The 2,393-nt window shown below is 34.7% G+C and carries 3 protein-coding genes; 1 reads left to right on the top strand and 2 read right to left on the bottom strand.

Annotated features, from left to right (window positions below):
- On the bottom strand, window positions 1-631 hold a 631-nt coding region (locus QZU45_RS12420; protein WP_295355755.1), incomplete at its 3' end, for a transposase.
- Window positions 523-1,476, bottom strand: a complete 954-nt coding sequence (locus QZU45_RS12415) for a transposase (RefSeq protein ID WP_295355753.1) — start codon at window positions 1,474-1,476, stop codon at window positions 523-525. The genes QZU45_RS12415 and QZU45_RS12420, both read right to left, overlap by 109 nt.
- 384 nt (window positions 1,477-1,860) lie before the next feature.
- Here QZU45_RS12415 and QZU45_RS12410 point away from each other — a divergent pair, with 384 nt between their 5' ends.
- The gene (locus tag QZU45_RS12410; RefSeq protein ID WP_295355751.1) at window positions 1,861-2,115 is read left to right on the top strand and encodes a hypothetical protein; all 255 of its coding nucleotides are present in this window, start codon (window positions 1,861-1,863) and stop codon (window positions 2,113-2,115) included.
- Window positions 2,116-2,393: the final 278 nt, after the last annotated feature.

Raw genomic sequence — 2,393 nt, 5'->3', positions numbered from 1 at the left:
TAAAACTTTCCTCAATCCTTGTACTATGCATTAGCCCGTAAGGAGAATCCAGAAAGGATTTGAGCCTATCTTCATTGTTCACGATATACACAATAGCTGCATGAAACTTTTCAGAACAGCTTCTTCTGGCTTCTTCATTTTTGGTTGACTTAATGTCTGGATAAATTCTGTTTGCTTCAGTACAGATTTCCTCAATTATTGGTCTAAGCTCTTTATTTTTAAGCTCTACAATATTCAGTCTGCTATCTTTCTTGCATTTATCAGTAAGCTGATGCAGTATATGGAATGCATTGGAAATCTTATCGCAGAACCAGCGACCTTCTTCAATGTCTTTCTCCCAGTGACATTTGATAAATGCATCGATTGGTGTGTCATCTGTCTTAGTGCCATAGTTCATCAGTACACAGAAGTTTCTTTTACAGTGAATCCAGCACCAGCCATGCTGAAATAGGATTTCATCATTCTCATCACGGTTGAAGCCACCTCTGTAGAAGCCATCAGTTTCTACATAGGTATTTATGTCTATGCCGTTCTCCAGAAGTATTTTCTTTGGAATATCATAGTCTCTGCAAATATCATGGTTGAAGATGCAGACTCGCTCTCCTGCAATCCCATAGATATAGCTTCGCATACTTTTGGACAGTGATTTCTGGGCTTTACGTTTGCTTCCCTCAGAGGGCGGCTCCTCGATTCTGGATTTAAGCTTCTCTCTGCATTGTTTATATGCTCATACACAGGCTGAAGCATAAACGAGGTAATTCCTACATCCTTATACAGCTGCTGTCTTGATAGCTTTATTCCGTACTCTGCAAGTGAAACTGCTACTCTGTTGAGGGGACTTTTCAGTCTAATCCAGAGATAAATGATATGTGACATCATGTTTACACTGACTGAGGTTTTCTTGAGAAAATCTGTTTTTGCACTTAATGCTGTTTGCCTTAAAGTGCTGATTTTCTCATTTCCTTCATCATCTACTTCAATATATTCAAGCTTGTAGTACTGAGTCTGTATAAGCCTGATTTCAATTTCCTGCTTTACTGAGGAATTCAGTCTTCTGGTGTAACGGTATCTTTTACCGTCATCACCAGTGAAGGTGGTGCCAATAAGTTTATCTGCTTCTTCTGTAGATAGCTCTTTTCCCTTATAGCCTATAACTCTCTCACGGTGCTCTATTTTGAGCTCTTTCTGATTGGTCTTTTTCTTAGAGGATAGATTGTCAGCTCGATTCTTATCAGAGGAATCTACTCCTTTCTTCTTTTCTGAACGTTTTCCGTTTATATTTTCATCTGCGACTCTTTTATTTGAGAGCGTCTTATTTGCCAGCTGTTGCTGCAGAGATTCTACAAGTCCAAATAAGAGCTGCATTATTCCCAGCAATGCAACGAACAGGGATGCCTGTGCTGGATTTGATTTAGTCTCCTCCTGTAATTGTTTGGCAATCTTTTCGAAGTTCGCTTTCAGCTCTTGTAAATCCACTTAAATGTCCTTATTACATCTATCTACTGATATTATAACAAACTCATTTTTAAGGATTTTTATGGGCTGAATCTGCAATTCCTGAAGTGCTTCAGAAGATCTCAGAACGCTCTGTACAGATCCACAGAGATCGATGCCATGAAAAAATGACAAAAACCTTCACCAGAAAAAAGAAGCTCATATAATGACTATACGTTTCAATAATGAAGCTAAATTTCTGTCTTCAAGAAAAAGCAAATATTGGAGATACTGTGAATTCAATCACATTGAAATTTTAAAGAACTCATCAACCGTAAAGGTTGACAGGTTAATGCTTGCCAGAATTTATTTCTGACCATTTACAAAATTTTGAATATTGCAAAATTCTGCGTATCTAAAACAAAAATGGATAATCCAAATTTATCTGTAATGAAAGAATCAGATTCTTACAAACTATGGAAAGAGTCAGCTAATTGCTTATCACAAAATGGATATGATGATTTAAATGTAGAAGTTGATAAAAAAACAAATCAATTAAAAGAAGTTTTGCAAAAGGAAGGTTTTTTAAAAGTACAGGCACAAGCTGAGGTTGATAATTATATTAAAAATGTTGAATCTAAATATAGGGAACTTTTTCTTGAAGTTTTTCTCGAAGAATAAATAAAGCATACCAATAGACAGAAATATAAAAAGCAATCGAGAGATTGCTTTTCTTTATAAGAATGTAATGAACTATAACTATTAGACATTATAAATCTTTATTGTGTACTATTTTGTTAAAAGATGATTTTGACAATTTGTTTTTAGAGATTGAAGTTATGGAATATATAAACGGATTTGAATTTTCAAAAATTGATAATACATTTGTTATTCCTAAAATGAACAAAAGAGATTGTTTTTCTGAAATTATGAAGTATCTAAATTCAGAATTTAATAAT

Source organism: uncultured Succinivibrio sp. (assembly GCF_902756765.1).
In the GTDB taxonomy this organism is placed as follows: domain Bacteria; phylum Pseudomonadota; class Gammaproteobacteria; order Enterobacterales; family Succinivibrionaceae; genus Succinivibrio.
The sequence above is the reverse complement of the archived record's forward strand: the minus strand, read 5'-3'. Positions and strand labels throughout refer to the sequence as shown.

Coding starts and splice junctions, on each gene's coding strand:
- QZU45_RS12410 (WP_295355751.1), top strand. CDS start 1,861: ATGGATAATCCAAATTTATCTGTAATGAAAGAATCAGATTCTTACAAA.